The organism is Allobosea psychrotolerans (assembly GCF_002917105.1).
Taxonomy (GTDB): domain Bacteria; phylum Pseudomonadota; class Alphaproteobacteria; order Rhizobiales; family Beijerinckiaceae; genus Allobosea; species Allobosea psychrotolerans.
Map to the genome: position 1 here is coordinate 40379 of NZ_PQFZ01000023.1, position 14356 is coordinate 54734.

The following is a 14356-nucleotide window of genomic DNA, read 5'->3' on the forward strand; positions in this document are numbered from 1 at the left end:
GACCTGAAGCAAGCATGCTGGTGCCCGAGAGCGCGTCCGTTTCCCGGCAGCATGATCGCACGGCCCGAATCAACGGACCGCGCGCCTAGTCTTGTCGTGTGACGAGCCGCCCGTCGAGTGCCGGGCGGCGTGTCTCCCGTGCTCAGTTCGGCTTCGGCGCCTCGGGGGCGGGCGCCGGCGCGGGCGCGGCGGCGTCCTTCTTGACGCCGTGCAGCAGGTCGAGCGCCGCAATCAGCTGCGTGTCCTTCAACGGATCGTTGGGCACGTAGGAGGCCGAACCGGACTGCTCTTCCTTGCCGTCGACCGTCTTGAGATGGCCCTTGAGCGAAGCCTCGCCCTTGCTCTCGCCAAGCTTGTCCTTGAGCTCGGCCGGGATCTCCTGCGCGACCTCGACATCGGGCGTGATGCCCTTGGCCTGGATTGAGTTGCCGGACGGCGTGTAGTAGCGCGCCGTGGTCAGGCGCAGGCCGCCATTGGCGCCGAGCGGGATCACGGTCTGGACCGAGCCCTTGCCGAAGGAGCGCGTGCCCATGATGGTGGCGCGCTTGTGGTCCTGCAGCGCGCCGGCGACGATCTCGGCCGCCGAGGCGGAAGAGCCGTTGATCAGCACCACGACGGGCTTGCCCTTGGTCAGGTCGCCGCCGGGCTTGGCGTTGAAGACCTGCGTCTCCTCGGCGTTGCGGCCGCGCGTCGAGACGATCTTGCCGCGCTCGAGGAAGGCGTTGGAAACCAGAACGGACTGGTCGAGACGGCCGCCGCGGTTGTTGCGAAGGTCGATGACGTAGCCCTTGATCTTGTCCTTGCCGATCTCGGCGTTGACCTTCTCGATGCCTTTGCGCAGGCCCTCATAGGTCTGTTCGCTGAAGGTGCCGATGCGGATATAGCCGACGTCGTTTTCGACGCGCTCCTCGACAGCCGGGACCACGATGGTGGTGCGTGTCAGGGTGAATTCGAGCGGATCGGGCTTGCCCGGGCGCTCGATCTTGAGCTTGACCTGGGTGTTGATGATGCCGCGCATCTTCTCGACGGCCTGGGTCAGGCTCAGGCCCTTGACCTCGTCGCCGTCGATCTGGCGGATGATGTCGTTGGAGAGGATGCCGGCCTTCGAGGCGGGCGTGTCGCGGATCGGCTTGGCTACCTTGAGGACGCCGTCCTCCATCGTTACCTCGATGCCGAGCCCGCCGAACTGGCCGCGCATGTCGGTGTCCATGTCGCGGAAGCTCTTCGCGTCGAGATAGCCCGAATGCGGATCGAGCGAGGAGACCATGCCGTTGATGGCGGCCTCGATCAGCTTCTGTTCATCCGGCTTCTCGACATAATCGGTGCGGATCTTCTCGAAGATGTCACCGAACAGGTTGAGACTGCGATAGACCTCGGCGGAGGCAGCCACCGCGCTGGTCGAAGTGAACAGCTTTGTCTGGGTGACCAGACCGGTCAGGCCGGCGCCCATGACCGCACCGGCGAAAACGAGGGAAACCTTGCGCATCATCCGCGAACCTTTTCGCCTTGCGATTTCGTCCACCACGGCGTCGGGTCGACCGAAACGCCGTCTTTTCTGAACTCTATATATAGGACCGGTTGCCCGGTCCCAGAACCTACGATCGTCGCGGCAGCTTCCGACGTTTCGCCCATCACCGCAACCGGTTCTCCCGCGAGGACGAACTGATTCAGCGATACGTCGATGCGCTGCATTCCGGCCAGCAGCAAATAGTACCCCCCGCCGGCATTCAGGATCAAGAGTTGCCCGAAGGAGCGGAAGGGACCCGCATAAACCACCCAAGCGTCCGAAGGTGCCGAAACTAGGGCATTGGGGCGTGTACTCACAGATATTCCACGCGTCGTGCCGCCTGCGCCGTCACTTTCGCCGAAACCACGCAATTGTGATCCCGCCGCCGGTAGGGGAAGCAAGCCCCGTGCCTCGGCGAAGGCGATCTTGGGCGCGAGCCGTGCGGGGTCCTTGAAGGCGAGCGCGGCCATGCGCTGGCGCTGCTCGCGGGTTTCCGATTCCAGCGCCTGGCGCGCGGTCTCGGCGGCGCGATTGGCCGTCGAGATCTCTTTTTCCATGCGTTCGACAAAATCGCGCAGGGAGCGCGCTTGCGCCGCGAGCTCGCCACCGACGCTGCGCTGCTCCTCGACGTCGCGTGCGGCGCCCGCTTCACGCTCGCGCCTGGCTTCGATCAGCGAGGCCAGGCGCTGACGTTCCGTCGCCAGGCCTTCCAATTCGGTGGTGATGGCCTTGCGGTCGCCGGTGATGTTCTCGCGCAGGCGCACCAGTTCGCCGAGATCGGAACCCAGGATCTCGATCTCCTGGCGCAGCTCGGGCACGACCGCGCCCAGCAGCATCGAGGCCCGCACCGCTTCCAGAATATCCTCGGGGCGCACCAGAACCGCCGGCGGCGGACGCCGGCCGATGCGCTGCAGCGCCGCCAGCACTTCGGAGATCAAGCCGCGCCGGCCTTCGAGCGAACGCCGGATCGCCGCTTCGCTGGATTGCAGCAGGCCTAGTCTGTCCTCGATCGCGCCGATGCGCCGCTCGACGGCCTGGGTGCGCTGGGTCGCCTCGAGCAGGGCCTTGTTGAGGGCGGCGCGGTCGGCGCGGATGCCGGCGATCTCCGCCTCCAGCTTGCTGCGCGCCTCGGCATTGCCGGCCAGGCGCTGCTCGATCGCCTTGAGCTCGGCCTCGCGGGCCTGTTTCTCGACCTGCTTGGCTTGTGCCTCGCGGGTCAATTGCTCGGGGTCGGGGGATTGGGCGGCGGCCGGGAGGGAGGCGATGAACAGGGCCAGTGACAGGGCTCCAAAGGCTCTGCGGGCCTGCCTACAGGATGCGCGGAAGCCCTTATCCGACGGCATGCCGCGATGCCATGAGCGGGCCGGGCTGCGCCATCCGCGAATCAGGGGCCGGAAGAGTCTCATGCGCGATGATAGGGGTGTCCGGCGATGATCGTCATGGCTCTGTAGAGCTGTTCGAGCGCCAGCGCGCGTACGATCTGGTGTGGGATGGTCAAGGCGCCGAAGGCGATCGTCAGATCGGCCCGGTCGCGGATCTCGTCGCTGAGCCCGTCCGCACCGCCGATGACGAGGCTGGCCGCCGCCGTACCAGCATCGCGCGCAGTGGCTATCCTGGCCGCGAAGGCATCGCTGGTCAGGCTGCGGCCGCGCTCGTCGAGCGCGATCAGCAGTCCAGGCGTGAGCTTGGCGGTGATGGCCTGGGCCTCGTCGCGCTTGCGTTCGTCGGGCCGGCGGCCGCGACTCTCGGCGAGCTCGACGATCTCTGGACCGGACAAGCCCAGCCCGCGCCCGAGCGCCAGCGCGCGCTCGCGATAGCGCTCGCACAACTCACGTTCCGGCCCGTCCTTGAGCCGGCCTATGGCGATGATGGCGAGGCGCAACGGCGCGCGTCTCTCGTTCCAGAACGTTGGAGCAGAATGCGAAAACCGGGTCCCGCTTTTCGCATTCCGCGTTGGTCAGCTGACGAGCCGCTCGTTGGGCCTGTCGGCGCCCCACATCTTCTCGAGATTGTAGAACTGGCGCACTTCCGGGCGGAAGACGTGGACGATGATGTCGCCCGTGTCGATCAGCACCCAGTCGCAGGCCGGCATGCCCTCGACCTTGGGCGTGGGCAGGCCCGACGCCTTGAGGGCTTCGACCAGGCTGTCGGCGATGGAGGCGACATGACGGTTCACCCGGCCCGACGCGATGATCATCGCATCAGCCAATGAGGTCTTGCCGACCAGGTCGATGACCGTGACGTCTTCGGCCTTCATCTCTTCGAGAACATGCAATGCGAGGGCTACGCTGTCGGCGGATGGGTTTTCCGACACAGCGGCCTGGGGAAGCGGCTTGGGCTCGGCTTCACCAAGGGTTGAACGGTTCAGTTCCGTATCCTCTCGATCACGACGCGCTCACAGCGCGACGTGATCAAATTACGCTCAGCGAGGCCAAAATTCAATCGGATTCGGCCTGTTCGCGTAATTGGGTGGAGGAGAGACCGGAGCGGCGGCCGTGCAGGAAGATCCAGGCGGGGGGCTTCGCATCGGGGAGCGCGGCGCCCTGGCTTTCCGAAATCCGCCAGCGCGAGAGCCAGTTAGCGGCAGGCGAAGCGACGGAGCTATGGGTCGAGCCTGGCCGGTCGATGATCGCAATCGGCATCATCCGGGCGATCGCGCGCCACTCGTTCCAGCGATGGAAGCTGGCGAGATTGTCCGAGCCCATCAGCCAGACGAAGTGGACGCCGGGGCAGCGCAGCTTCAGCGCGCGCAGCGTGTCGGCGGTGTAGCGGGTGCGCAGCCGCGCCTCGATTCCGGTGACATGGATGTGGGCATGGTCGGCGATCTCGCGCCCGAAGGCGACGCGCTGTGCCAAGGGCGGCAGGGCGGCGTTGTCCTTGAGCGGGTTGCCGGGCGTCACCAGCCACCAGACGCGGTCGAGCTGGAGCCGGCGTAACGCGGTCAGGCTCGCCATGCGGTGGCCGTCATGAGCCGGGTTGAAGCTCCCACCGAACAGGCCGATGCGCAGGCCCGGCGCATGGGGCGGCAGCCGCAGATGATCGCTGCTCAAGGCAAGATTCTGCGTCACGAACGAATCTGGCCGTCGCCATGGACACGGTATTTGAACGAGCAGAGCTGCTCGACGCCGACGGGCCCGCGCGCATGCATGCGGCCTGTCGCGATGCCGATCTCGGCGCCGAAGCCGAATTCGCCGCCGTCGGCGAACTGCGTCGAGGCATTGTGCAGCACGATCGCGGAATCGACCTCGGCGAGGAAGCGTCGGGCGGCCTGCGCGTCGTTGGCGATGATCGCCTCGGTGTGATGCGAGCCGTAGCGCTCGATATGGTCGATCGCGGCGTCCAGCCCTGCGACGAGCTTCACCGCGATGATGCGGTCGAGGAATTCCGTCGCCCAATCCTGCTCGGTCGCGGATGTGACGCGAGCATCGAGGCCTTGCGTCGCGGCGTCGCCGCGCACGGCGCAGCCGGCGTCGAGCAGGGCGGTGACCAGCGGGGCGAGATGCGTCGCCGCGCAGGCCTCGTCGACCAGCAGGGTCTCGGCCGCGCCGCAGACGCCGGTGCGACGCAGCTTGGCGTTGAGGGTGATGTCGCGGGCCATGGCGAGATCGGCGCTGGCATGGACATAGACATGGCAGTTGCCGTCGAGATGGGCGAAGACCGGCACGCGGGCATCACTCTGGACGCGGGCGACGAGGCTTTTCCCGCCGCGCGGCACGACCACATCGACATGGCCGTCGAGGCCCTTGAGGATTTCGCCGACCGCCGCGCGGTCGCGGGTCGGCACGAGCTGGATCGCGTCGGCCGGCAAGCCCGCCGCCTCCAGCCCCTGGCGCAGGGCGGCGGCGATCGCAGACGAGGTGCGGAAACTGTCGGAGCCGGCGCGCAGGATCGCGGCGTTGCCGCTCTTCAGGCAGAGTGCACCGGCATCGGCCGTGACATTGGGGCGGCTTTCGAAGATCACCGCGATGACGCCGAGCGGCGTCGCGACACGCTCGAACCGCAAGCCGTTGGGCTGCGTCCAGCTCGCCAGCACGCGGCCGACCGGGTCCGGCAGGGCGGCCACGGACGCGACGGCCTCGGCCACGCCGTCGAGGCGGGGCTGGTCGAGCAGCAGCCGGTCGATGAAGGCGGCGTTCTGGCCATTGGCCTTGGCGTCGGCGATATCCAGCGCGTTGGCTGCGAGGATTTCTGCCGAGCCAGCGCGCAAGGCCTCGGCCATCGCGACGAGCGCGGTGTCGCGTTTTGCCGCCGGCGCGAGCGCGACCAGGCGGGCGGCGGCGCGCGCGCGCCGACCGAGATCGCCCATCAGCGCCGCGACATCGCCACGCTCCTTGTCGGAAGAGACCGCGCGCAGGGCGCTCTCGCTCGTCATGACCGGCCTATCCAAACCCTTTTATGCCTTCAGACCTTAGCCGACGCCCAGCGCCATGTCGTCCCGGTGGATCATCTCGGCGCGGCCGGGATAGCCCAGTACGGCCTCGATGTCGCGCGAGGCTTTGCCCAGCACAAGCGCAGCCTCGTTTGCATCATAAGCGACGAGCCCGCGTCCCAGCACCGCACCTTGCGGATCGCGGATCAGCACGGCGTCGCCGCGGGCGAAATCGCCCTCGATCCGGCTGACGCCGACCGGCAGCAGGCTCGCCCCGCCGCGCAGGGCCCGTGCCGCGCCCTCGTCGACATGGAGCGCGCCGCGCGGCTCGAGCGAGCCGGCGATCCAGGTTTTCCGAGCGGTCGCGGGGGTGGAGGCGGTCAGGAACCAGGTGCAGCGCGCGCCGTCGGCGACAGCACTGAGCGGGTTCTTTCCCCGCCCGTCGGCGATCAGCATATGCGTGCCGCCGGCGGCTGCGATCTTGCCGGCCTCGATCTTGGTGCGCATGCCGCCGCGCGAGAGTTCGGAGGCAGCCCCGCCCGCCATGGCGTCGATCTGCGGCGTGATGCGCTCGACCAGCGGGATATGACGCGCGCCGGGATCGCTGAGGGGCGGGGCGGTATAGAGCCCGTCGATATCGGAGAACAGCACCAGCAGGTCGGCGCCGGCCATGGTCGCGACGCGGGCGGCCAGCCGGTCATTGTCGCCATAGCGGATCTCGGCGGTGGCGACGGTGTCGTTCTCGTTGATCACGGGGATCGCACGCAGATCGATCAGGCGGCCCAGCGTCGCGCGTGCATTGAGATAGCGCCGGCGCTCCTCGGTGTCGGCAAGCGTCAGCAGGATCTGGCCGGCGGTGAGGCCGTGATGGCCGAGCGCCTCGGCCCAGGTCCGGGCGAGCGCGATCTGGCCGACCGCCGCCGCCGCCTGGCTTTCTTCCAGCCGCAATGGCCCTGAAGGCAGGCCGAGCACGGTCCGCCCGAGTGCGATCGCGCCCGAGGAGACGACGAGCACATCGGCGCCGCGCTGGTGCAGATCGGCGAGGTCCTCGGCGAGGGCGGCGAGCCAGGCCTGGCGCAAACGGCCGCGCGCCCGGTCGACGAGCAGGCTGGAGCCGACCTTGACGACGATGCGGCGGAACTGGTTCAGTGACGGCGTCTTCACGGCTGCGACCGGTTTGAACTTTCAGGACTTGTTGAATTTTCAAGACTTGCAGCCTTGGCTGTTGGCGAAAACCGCGCGCTTGTAAAGCGCCGCCAATGGCGGCGCGGCCATGCCGAAAGCGGTTTCATCTGCTGGTTGCATTGACAAGGGCGATTCAAGCGCCCATATGAGGCCTGTCGATATTTAGGCCGAACGACGTGGCCCCGCGCATGAGAGTGCGCCTGCTGACGACCTTCACCGCTCAAAAAATCGAAAATTTGCGCGTGAGCGATCACGCGCTTCCACATACTTAGCGAAAGGTTTCGTTATGGCCGCTGGCACAGTTAAATGGTTCAATTCCACCAAGGGTTTCGGCTTCATTCAGCCGGATGATGGCGGGCAGGACGTGTTCGTCCACATCAGCGCCGTCGAGCGCGCTGGCATGCGCGATCTCCGGGAAGGTCAGAAGATCTCCTACGAGATGGTTCAGGACAAGCGCTCCGGCAAGATGTCTGCCGACCAGCTCCGCGCCGAGTGAGCCGCTAAGCCGCATCTGTCGGCATCGGAATTTGGGTTTGGCGACCACGGATGTACTGGCGCCTGAACCTTCCGGTCCAACGACGATGCGGTTCGATGAGGGGTCGGGGTTCATAGCCCGGCCCTTTTTCCGTCACTATAAACGCAGGAGACAGGCATGCAGGTTCTCGTCCGCGACAATAATGTCGACCAGGCCCTCCGGGTCCTGAAGAAGAAGATGCAGCGCGAAGGCGTCTTCCGCGAAATGAAGCGCCGTTCGGCTTATGAGAAGCCGTCCGAGAAGCGCGTCCGCGAAAAGGCCGACGCCATCCGCCGCGCCCGCAAGGTTGCGCGCAAGCAGATGCAGCGCGAAGGCTTGATCGCCGCGCCGAAGCCCAAGCCGAAGCCGGTCCGCGCTGGAGGCGCAGCGCCTGCGCGTTGATTTGGATACCAATTCGGCGCGATCTGGATTATTGGCCCCTCGCGGGGCACAGATCGCGCCCGTGACAACACGAGAGAAGGCTAGCCTTGAAGAACCCGAACGACCGCAGCTTCACTGATCGCAAGGCCAATTCCGCGGCCGCCAAGCAGGCGCTCCTTGAGCGTTTCAAGGCGAGGCCGGGTCCGGATGACCCGATCATGCAGCAGCGCCGCGCGGAGCGCCAGGCCATTGCCGATGCGCGCGCGGTTCGCGATGCAGAGAAGGCCGCTGCCCGGGCTGAAGCCGAGCGTCTGGCCGCTATCGAGGCTGCCCGCCTCGCTGAGGAAGAGCGCCTGGCCGAGATCGCTCGCGAAGCCGCCCGCAAGGCCGAGCAGGCCCGCCGCGACGCCGAGCGTCCGCGCAAGGTGCTGCTGGAAGCCGTGCAGTACGCCCAGCTTCGCGCCGCCGGCAAGGGCCGCCGCTGATACCAGACGATAGCCAGGGCGATGTCCGGTCCGCTCGGATCGCGTGCTTGCCCTGGATTCTTACTTTTAGAGCATTATCTTGAGACGAGGCGGCGAAAGCTGCCTCGACTGACGATGCTCTAGCTGACGGGGTTCTCGCTCGCGGCCGATCGGCGGCAGGGGGCTCGGCAGTCGACGATTCCGGCCTTGGCCCTTGTGCCTCGGCCGGCGTGACACGCCTCCTCTCAGAGAGACGGGTCGTTTCGGGCCGCACGGTCCAAAACGCGAATTCGCCTCTCGGCTCATAGCGCAGCATCGGAGCGAGCCGCCATGGCGACGCGAGGACTCTCCGCCGACGAAATCAAGCGGCGGGCGCAAATGGCCTTCGACAAGGCCGACGCACGTAAACAGGAAGCATCGCGCGCGATGGAGGCCGAACAGGCCGAACGCGACGCCGTGATGCAGAAGACGGCCCGCCTGCGTGCGCAGCGCCTCGCCAAGGAAGCGGTGGAAGCCGAGACCGCGGCGATCGTTGCGGCTGAGCAGGCACAGGCCAAGGCCGAGCAGATCGAAGCCAAGGCCGCAGCGAAAGCCGCCAAGACCAAGGCGAGCACCGACAAGATCGCCAAGGCGGCGGAAAAGCTCGCCAAGGCTGCGGAAAAGGCAAAAAAGGTCGCTGCGCGGGCCTAGTGGTTGTTTGTCCGAGATCGGACACGATCCTTTCCTGATTCAAGAAGAGCCCGCCTGGCGCCTCAAGCCCGGCGGGCTTTTCTATTGGGCGTTCGTGAGCATGCCGCCGCATGCGCTCATCGGGACGAAGCCCTGTTCAGGGCCACGGCCGCACGGATGAGCGCCTTGAAGGCGTCTTGATCAATGTCATCGCCCTCGTGGAGATCGATGGCGCGCCTGGTGTTGCCCTCGAGGCTGGCGTTGAACAGGGCTGAGGGATCGTCGAGCGAGGCGCCCTTGGCGAAGGTCAGCTTGACCACGCTCTTATAGGTCTCGCCGGTGCAGATGATGCCGGCGTGAGACCACACCGGCACGCCCCGCCACTTCCACTCCTCGACCACCTCTGGGTCCGCTTGCCTGATGAGCATGCGGATATGGGCGAGCGTCTTGCCTCTCCAGTCGTCCAGTTCCGCTATTTTCGCATCGATCAGTCGGGACGGAGATTCGTCCGTGGTCGTTGCGTCCTTCTTCATATCGTCGCTTCTCCTCGGCTGCCTCTTCTATGCGTTCGATGGCGTTGCAAGACACTCTGCCAGCGCCTCCGTCAGGCGGTCGAGATCCGCTTTCGATCCGATGGTGATCCGGATGAAATCCGACACGCGCGGACCGGAGAAATGCCTGACGAGCACGGCGCGCTCGCGCAGCGCCGCAGACAGAGCCTGGCCGGTGTGGCGGGGGTGGCGGGCAAAGACGAAGTTGGCACAGGACGGCAGCACGTCGAAGCCAAGCCTGATCAGGGACGCGGTCAGGCTTTCCCGATTGGCGATGATGGCCGCCCGCGTCTCCTGGAAATAGGCTTCGTCCTGGATGGCGGCGATGGCGCCGGCCTGGGCCGGGCGCCCGAGCGGGTAGGAGTTGAAGCTGTCCTTCACCCGCGTCAGGGCTTCGACCAGCGCCTGGTCGCCAATCGCATAACCGACACGAAGGCCGGCGAGCGCGCGCGATTTCGACAGGGTCTGGACCACCAGCAGGTTGGGATGGTCGCGGATCAGGGGAATGGCGCTGTCGGCGCCGAAATCGACATAGGCCTCGTCGATCACCACAGGCGCATCGGACCGCGCGCTCACGAGCTGTTCGATCTCTGCCCGCGGCAATGCGATCCCGGTCGGCGCGTTCGGGTTGGGAATGATGATGGCGCCGCCCCGGTCGACATAATCGGGGATGCGGATGCGCATTCGGCTGTCGAGCGGCACGGTCTCATGGGCGATGCCGAACAGCCGGCAGTAGACGGGGTAGAAGCTATAGGTGACGTCGGGAAACAGCAGGGGCCCGGGCTGCTTCAGCAGCGCCGCGAAGGTGTGAGCGAGCACCTCGTCCGAGCCGTTTCCGACGAAAACCTGTTCGGGCGCGACGCCGTGATGCTCGGCCAGCACCTCCCGCAGGCGCGTCGATTGCGGGTCCGGATAGAGGCGCAGCGTGTCGGCGGCGGCGGAGCGAATTGCTTCGAGCACCATCGGGGACGGCCCAAACGGGCTCTCATTGGTGTTCAGCTTCACCAGCCCTGGAATCCGGGGCTGTTCGCCCGGCACATAAGGCGACAGACCCCGGGCGAGCTCCGACCAATAGCGGCTCATGCAAACCTCCCCGGCTGCCGTCTCCAGCGCGTGATGAGGGTTCGGATTCCTGCGGTCAAGTTCGCGGTCCCCTCGCCGCGTTGGTCAGGGCGCGCGCCATCTGGAGGAGGATCGACGTCGCGTCGTCGTCGGCCAGAATCTGGGAGCTGACGAAGGCCCCGTTGATGACCACGGCCAACTGGGCGGCAAGCTCGTCGGGCCGCTCGACCCGCAGTCGTTCGGCGATGCCGCGCAGACGGCGACGCAGTTCCTGTTTGTGCGTTCGGGCGACGATCCGGGCCGGGTGATCCTCGTCGGGGAACTCGGCGGCGACGTTGAGCTGGGGACAGCCGCGATAATGGGGGCGACCGACGCGCTCGCCGATCCAGGTCATATGCGCCGCGAGCTCGGCTTCGCCGTCATGTCCATGGCGTGCCGCCACGCGATCCCAGCACGCCCAGAAATCCTCGTCCTCCCGCTGCAGAAACGCGGCGATGAGGTCGTCCTTCGTGCGAAAGTGACGATACAGGCTCGTCTTGGCGATGCCCGCCGCCTCGACGACCAGATCGACGCCGACGGCGCGCACGCCCCGGCGGTAGAAGAGGTCGGAGGCGGTCTCGAGGATCCGCTCTCGCATGTCGACCTGGCCGGTTTCCGCGCCGGGCCGGCCGCCCTCCTGTTCAGTCTTCATGTCGCTCTCATGGTCGGTTCTCCCGGCATCGGCAAGGATAGCAGCTTCGCGCTTGACGCGCTACAGACCTGTCTGTAACAAAAAGGAACAGACAGGTCTGTAGCGAGGAGGAAAGCATGACTGAGCAGCTTTTGAGAGCAGAGGGCGCCCGGCCGGCAGTTGCGGTTTACGGGGCCTCCGGACATACCGGCCGCTTCGTAGTCCGGGAGCTGTCGCGACGCGGCTTCACAACCATTGCGATCGGGCGCGACGCAGGCAAGCTGGCGGCGGCCGGCTTCCCCATGGGCGTCAGACAGGTCGTGGCCAGCCTCGAGGATCCCGCCTCGCTTGCCCGTGCCCTCGATGGAGCCGCCGCGGTCATCAACTGCGCTGGACCGTTCCTCGACACGGCCGAGCCCCTGGTCTCGGCGGCATTACAGGCGCGCATCCACTATCTCGACGTGACGGCCGAGCAAGGCAGCGCCCAGGCGACCTTCGCGCGCTACGCCTCGGCCGCCGAAGCGGCGGGCGTCGTCGTCATCCCCGCCATGGGCTTCTATGGCGGCCTCAGCGACCTCCTGGCGACAGCCGCCATGGGCGACTGGACCCACGCCGATGAGGCGCGCATCGGGATCGCCCTGGACAGCTGGGAGCCGACCGAGGGGACGCGCGTCACCGGGCAGCGCAACACCGCCCGTCGCCTGACGATCTCCGGGGGGACGCTGCAGCCGCTGGCCGATCCGGCGCCGAATCCCGTCTGGCCGTTTTCGGAACCCTTCGGCGCGCAGGAGATGGTCGAACTGCCCTTCACCGAGGCGGTCCTGATCGGGCGCCATCTCCAGCTGTCCGAACTCCACACGTTTCTGAACACGGCGCCGCTGCGCGATCTTCGAGACACGACAACTCCTCCGCCGGTCGCGGTCGACGCGTCGGGACGCTCGGCGCAAACCTTCCTCGTGGAGGTCGAGATCCGCCGGGGAAGCACGGTGCGCCGGGCGGCGGCCCGCGGACGGGACATCTATGCGATCACCGCGCCTCTGGTCGTCGAGGCCGTCGAGCGAATCCTGGGCACCGAGACGGCACAGGGCGGTGTCTTCGCTCCGGGCGCGCTGTTCGACGCCCGGAACTTCCTGGCGGCGCTCGCCCCCGATCTCGTCTTGTCCTGATCAGGGGCTGCGCGGCAGGATCATCGCAGCGACGACCATGCAGGCATTTCGCCAGCCGTTTTCGTTGCACCGGAGTCGAATAGGCTGCGCGTTGAGGCCGCCATCACGCGGGATGGCGGCATCGGCACACCAGGTTCCCGTGCCGAGGATCCGGGAAGGGCACTCCGAAGTTCGGCCAGCGATGGTCAGGCGCGCCAGGACTGGGATGCCGCACTGACATCCTCCGTGAGGTAGGCCTGCAGATAGGCCGACAGGTCACGATAGCGGGATTCGCCATTGGCGTCGTAAACCCAGAGTTCCGGCTCGTCTTCGTACTCTATCCAGAGCAGGTAGATTCTCTCATAGCTGTGATCGCTGCCGGCAAAGAAGGAGAGCCGCTCTGGCCGGAACAGGGTGGAGGCTTCGTTCGGCCAGCCTTCCGCCGCTGCGATCTGCGATTGCTTTATCCCGTAAAGGAGAGCGTCGGCGGCCGTAGCGGCTTCCGACCAAAGGCTCTCCATGTCTGCAGCCGAGAGCCAGTCTCCGTGGCTGGCGACCGTCCAGCGGCCGCATAGCTCGAAGCGCTCCTTCAGCATGGGGCTGACGGGCCGATAGACGCCGGCCTGCAGCGTTGGAATACCCTTGCTGAACGGCTCGGGCGGCAGCAGCTTAGGGCGAAACGCCTCGTCGGCGGTTTCCCGATATCGAGCCGTCGCCGCGAACGCCATTTCGATCAATGCCTTGATCACGGTCCGCCTCTCGCTGAGCCAGTGCCTTCTTATTCTAACGCTGAAGGTCTGAAATAGGCCGATTGTGTTGAAAAACTCTGCCGCAATACTCGGGTCAAGTTCGGTTGGCTCGCGTGCAGAAATTTCCTGCTTTTGGAGTCGGAGTTGCCCGCCCTCGAGGGCGTTTTCCTGGAGGTTGAAGAACGATCTTCTCCGTCGATGCACCCGAGCCTTGGGCTAGTCGGGCTTTTTCAACGAAATCGGTCGTTTGGAGCCATTCTTCCGTCAGGCGCCCCGGCTTCTCTGCCAAGTCGGCAGGCTGGTCGCTTCATGGCCGAGCCCGAAAGGGCGGCTCTTGCCAGCCGGCCGCGCCGAGGCCAGGCCGCGACGGCGCTCGCCATCAAGTGTCGCGCCTGCGCCGCAACAGATGGAAACACTGGCGCAATGCGCGGGGCCGATTAATCTCGTTTCCGATTGAACCTTTCACGCGCTCGCTGCGACCAACTCTTGCGAGCCGGAATGCCGGGCCTTGAGGGCGATGCATACGGAATCGGACGACGACCTCGTCAAACGGATCGCCTCGGGCGACCGGCTCGCAATGCAGGTGCTGTTCTCGCGGCACCAAATTCGGGTCTACCGTTTCGTGCTGCGGCTCGTCCGCGACGAGACGATGGCGGAGGATGTGATCAGTGACGTCTTCATGGATCTCTGGCGACAGGCCGATCGTTTCGAGGCACGCGCCTCGGTCGCGACCTGGCTGCTCGCGATTGCCCGCAACAAAGCCTATTCGCTGCTGCGCAAGCGGCGCGAGGCCGGTCTCGACGATGACTTCGCCGAAAGCCTCGAGGACGAGGCCGACGACCCGGAAATCGTGCTGCAGAAGCAGGACAAGGGCCTGGCGATCCGCGCCTGCCTCGGCAAGCTCAGCCTCGAGCATCGCGAGGTCATCGATCTCGTCTATTATCACGAGACGTCGGTCGAGGAGGTCGCCCGCATCGTCGGCATCCCGGAAAACACGGTCAAGACGCGGCTTTTCCACGCCCGCAAGAAGCTGGGGGAACTGCTCAAGGCGGCAGGCATCGACCGAGGCTGGCCATGACATGCCGATGCG

At 66.4% G+C, this 14356-nt stretch carries 17 protein-coding genes; 6 read left to right on the plus strand and 11 right to left on the minus strand.

The window, feature by feature from the left end:
* Nucleotides 1-142: 142 nt before the first annotated feature.
* The 7 genes from CYD53_RS25885 to proB all read right to left on the minus strand — a co-directional run bounded on the left by CYD53_RS25885 (nt 143) and on the right by proB (nt 7040).
* Entirely contained in the window at nt 143-1486 is a 1344-nt protein-coding gene (locus CYD53_RS25885) for a S41 family peptidase (RefSeq protein WP_103721011.1), read from the minus strand.
* Nucleotides 1486-2850 carry a murein hydrolase activator EnvC family protein gene (locus tag CYD53_RS25890; RefSeq protein WP_103720974.1) on the minus strand — a complete coding sequence of 455 codons (1365 nt, stop codon included), beginning with the start codon at nt 2848-2850 and terminating at the stop codon, nt 1486-1488. The genes CYD53_RS25885 and CYD53_RS25890 overlap by 1 nt, the downstream gene beginning before the upstream one ends.
* A gap of 59 nt (nt 2851-2909) precedes the next feature.
* On the minus strand, nt 2910-3389 hold the full coding sequence (gene rlmH / locus CYD53_RS25895) for a 23S rRNA (pseudouridine(1915)-N(3))-methyltransferase RlmH (RefSeq protein WP_069693193.1): 480 nt from the start codon (nt 3387-3389) through the stop codon (nt 2910-2912).
* 75 nt (nt 3390-3464) lie between these two features.
* Nucleotides 3465-3821, minus strand: a complete 357-nt coding sequence (rsfS, locus tag CYD53_RS25900; protein WP_244546325.1) for a ribosome silencing factor — start codon at nt 3819-3821, stop codon at nt 3465-3467.
* 124 nt (nt 3822-3945) lie between these two features.
* Complete coding sequence (locus CYD53_RS25905; protein ID WP_103720975.1) at nt 3946-4575, minus strand: nicotinate-nucleotide adenylyltransferase; 630 nt, start codon at nt 4573-4575, stop codon at nt 3946-3948.
* On the minus strand, nt 4572-5813 hold the full coding sequence (locus CYD53_RS25910) for a glutamate-5-semialdehyde dehydrogenase (protein WP_103721012.1): 1242 nt from the start codon (nt 5811-5813) through the stop codon (nt 4572-4574). The genes CYD53_RS25905 and CYD53_RS25910 overlap by 4 nt, the downstream gene beginning before the upstream one ends.
* Nucleotides 5814-5915: 102 nt before the next feature.
* Nucleotides 5916-7040 (minus strand): glutamate 5-kinase, encoded by a 1125-nt coding sequence (gene proB, locus CYD53_RS25915; RefSeq protein ID WP_103720976.1) that lies wholly within the window; start codon nt 7038-7040, stop codon nt 5916-5918.
* Between the two features lie 307 nt (nt 7041-7347).
* Between proB and CYD53_RS25920 the strand changes: the two genes are divergently transcribed.
* From CYD53_RS25920 to CYD53_RS25935, 4 genes are all read left to right on the plus strand, one after another.
* On the plus strand, nt 7348-7557 hold the full coding sequence (locus CYD53_RS25920; protein WP_068179468.1) for a cold-shock protein: 210 nt from the start codon (nt 7348-7350) through the stop codon (nt 7555-7557).
* A gap of 156 nt (nt 7558-7713) precedes the next feature.
* Nucleotides 7714-7977 carry a 30S ribosomal protein S21 gene (gene rpsU, locus CYD53_RS25925; RefSeq protein WP_069693190.1) on the plus strand — a complete coding sequence of 88 codons (264 nt, stop codon included), beginning with the start codon at nt 7714-7716 and terminating at the stop codon, nt 7975-7977.
* 86 nt (nt 7978-8063) lie between these two features.
* Nucleotides 8064-8441, plus strand: coding sequence for a DUF6481 family protein (locus CYD53_RS25930; RefSeq protein ID WP_092168021.1), 378 nt, complete (start codon nt 8064-8066; stop codon nt 8439-8441).
* Between the two features lie 309 nt (nt 8442-8750).
* Nucleotides 8751-9110 carry a hypothetical protein gene (locus CYD53_RS25935; protein ID WP_103720977.1) on the plus strand — a complete coding sequence of 120 codons (360 nt, stop codon included), beginning with the start codon at nt 8751-8753 and terminating at the stop codon, nt 9108-9110.
* A gap of 116 nt (nt 9111-9226) precedes the next feature.
* On the opposite strand, the gene CYD53_RS25940 is transcribed toward CYD53_RS25935, so the two are convergent.
* Genes CYD53_RS25940 through CYD53_RS25950 form a run of 3 tightly spaced genes read right to left on the minus strand, consistent with a single transcriptional unit; the run spans nt 9227 to nt 11393 of the window.
* Nucleotides 9227-9622: a DUF1801 domain-containing protein gene (locus CYD53_RS25940; RefSeq protein ID WP_103720978.1), complete on the minus strand. Its 396-nt coding sequence runs from the start codon at nt 9620-9622 to the stop codon at nt 9227-9229.
* 27 nt (nt 9623-9649) lie between these two features.
* A complete protein-coding gene (gene hisC / locus CYD53_RS25945) occupies nt 9650-10723 on the minus strand; it encodes a histidinol-phosphate transaminase (protein WP_103720979.1) in 1074 nt (357 codons plus the stop codon).
* Nucleotides 10724-10778: 55 nt separating this feature from the next.
* A complete protein-coding gene (locus tag CYD53_RS25950) occupies nt 10779-11393 on the minus strand; it encodes a TetR/AcrR family transcriptional regulator (protein ID WP_103720980.1) in 615 nt (204 codons plus the stop codon).
* 116 nt (nt 11394-11509) lie between these two features.
* Between CYD53_RS25950 and CYD53_RS25955 the strand changes: the two genes are divergently transcribed.
* A complete protein-coding gene (locus CYD53_RS25955) occupies nt 11510-12538 on the plus strand; it encodes a saccharopine dehydrogenase family protein (RefSeq protein ID WP_103720981.1) in 1029 nt (342 codons plus the stop codon).
* 185 nt (nt 12539-12723) lie between these two features.
* Here CYD53_RS25955 and CYD53_RS25960 read toward each other — a convergent pair whose 3' ends face one another.
* Nucleotides 12724-13266, minus strand: a complete 543-nt coding sequence (locus CYD53_RS25960) for a hypothetical protein (protein ID WP_210202435.1) — start codon at nt 13264-13266, stop codon at nt 12724-12726.
* 508 nt (nt 13267-13774) lie between these two features.
* On the opposite strand from CYD53_RS25960, the gene CYD53_RS25965 reads away from it, so the two are divergent.
* On the plus strand, nt 13775-14344 hold the full coding sequence (locus CYD53_RS25965) for a sigma-70 family RNA polymerase sigma factor (RefSeq protein WP_404978793.1): 570 nt from the start codon (nt 13775-13777) through the stop codon (nt 14342-14344).
* The last annotated feature ends 12 nt before the right edge of the window (nt 14345-14356 follow it).

Coding starts and splice junctions, on each gene's coding strand:
- CYD53_RS25920 (WP_068179468.1), top strand. CDS start 7,348: ATGGCCGCTGGCACAGTTAAATGGTTCAATTCCACCAAGGGTTTCGGC.
- CYD53_RS25885 (WP_103721011.1), bottom strand. CDS start 1,486: ATGCGCAAGGTTTCCCTCGTTTTCGCCGGTGCGGTCATGGGCGCCGGC.
- CYD53_RS25955 (WP_103720981.1), top strand. CDS start 11,510: ATGACTGAGCAGCTTTTGAGAGCAGAGGGCGCCCGGCCGGCAGTTGCG.
- rpsU (WP_069693190.1), top strand. CDS start 7,714: ATGCAGGTTCTCGTCCGCGACAATAATGTCGACCAGGCCCTCCGGGTC.
- CYD53_RS25910 (WP_103721012.1), bottom strand. CDS start 5,813: ATGGGCGATCTCGGTCGGCGCGCGCGCGCCGCCGCCCGCCTGGTCGCG.
- CYD53_RS25950 (WP_103720980.1), bottom strand. CDS start 11,393: ATGAAGACTGAACAGGAGGGCGGCCGGCCCGGCGCGGAAACCGGCCAG.
- CYD53_RS25940 (WP_103720978.1), bottom strand. CDS start 9,622: ATGAAGAAGGACGCAACGACCACGGACGAATCTCCGTCCCGACTGATC.
- CYD53_RS25935 (WP_103720977.1), top strand. CDS start 8,751: ATGGCGACGCGAGGACTCTCCGCCGACGAAATCAAGCGGCGGGCGCAA.
- CYD53_RS25890 (WP_103720974.1), bottom strand. CDS start 2,850: ATGCCGTCGGATAAGGGCTTCCGCGCATCCTGTAGGCAGGCCCGCAGA.
- hisC (WP_103720979.1), bottom strand. CDS start 10,723: ATGAGCCGCTATTGGTCGGAGCTCGCCCGGGGTCTGTCGCCTTATGTG.